This window comes from Amycolatopsis kentuckyensis (assembly GCF_002155975.1).
In the GTDB taxonomy this organism is placed as follows: Bacteria; Actinomycetota; Actinomycetes; order Mycobacteriales; family Pseudonocardiaceae; genus Amycolatopsis; species Amycolatopsis kentuckyensis.
Genome location: NZ_MUMI01000542.1, coordinates 1 through 1080 on the forward strand (window position 1 = coordinate 1; position 1080 = coordinate 1080).

1 protein-coding gene is annotated in these 1080 nt (G+C 75.6%); it reads right to left on the reverse strand.

The window, feature by feature from the left end; all coding sequences use genetic code 11:
- Positions 1 to 50: 50 nt before the first annotated feature.
- On the reverse strand, positions 51 to 1080 hold a 1030-nt coding region (locus CCN39_RS41110), incomplete at its 5' end, for a protein kinase domain-containing protein (protein WP_086851713.1).

Below are 1080 nucleotides of genomic sequence, written 5' to 3' on the forward strand. Positions count from 1 at the left end.
GCCGGACGTCCGGGCGGTGCTGGACCGGCTGGAGCGGGCGGCCCGCGAGGTCACAGCGTCCGGCAGGTGAGCGCCGGGCGGGCGTCGCCACTTCCGTTCTGCGTCAGGGCGATCAGGCCGAACGTCGTGGTCTTGTCCGCGTCGAGCTTCGCGTTCCAGGCGGCGTTCTCGACCGTCACCGTGGAACCGTCGACCGTGAAGGTGCCGTTCCACAAGCCGCTGATGCGGTGACCGGCGGGCAGCTGCCAGCGCACGGTCCAGCCGTCCAGGCCCGCGGTCCGGTCGTTGCGCACCGTCACCTGGACCTGGTAGCCGCCGGGCCAGGAGTTCGTCACCTCGTAGCGGGCGGCGCAGCCGAGGTCGGCCGGTGTCGTCGGCGCCGGGCTCGAGCTCACCGGAGCCGCGGGGCCGGGGGAAACCGGGGCGGCCACCGGCGTGCCGTCCGGGACGATCACCGTGCCGATCACCACGCCGAGCGCCAGCAGCACCGTCCCCGCGGCGCCCGCCAGGACGAGCCGGCGCCGCGGACGGCGGCGGACGCGCAGGAGCCGGGTCCCGGCCCGGGGCCGCGGCCGGGGCGGCGGCAGCGGACGGCCGCCGGTGACCGCTTCGAACAGCTCCTGGACCTCCGCCATGGCCGGGCGCGCTTCGGGGTCCCGCTGCAGCATGCGGGTGAGCACTTCGGCGAGCGGCCCGCCGTGCCGCGGCGGGATGGTCTCCTCCTTGGCGATGCGCAGCAGGAGCGTGATCGCGTTGTCGTCGTTGCCGAACGGGGGAGTGCCCTCCAGCGCGCGGTAGAGCGTCGCCCCGAGGGAAAAGACGTCGGCCGGGTAACCGGCTTCGTGACCGCCGGCCACTTCGGGCGCCAGGTACGCCGGCGTGCCCGCGATGAAGCCGCCGCCGGTCACGGTGCCTTCGCCGGTGGCCCGGGAGATGCCGAAGTCGGCGATCTTGACGTCGCCGGACTCGCCGAGCAGGACGTTGCCGGGGGTGACGTCGCGGTGCACCACGCCTTCGGCGTGCGCGGCGGCGAGCGCCGAGGCGATCGGCGCGCCGATGCGCGCCACCTCCTCGGCGGGC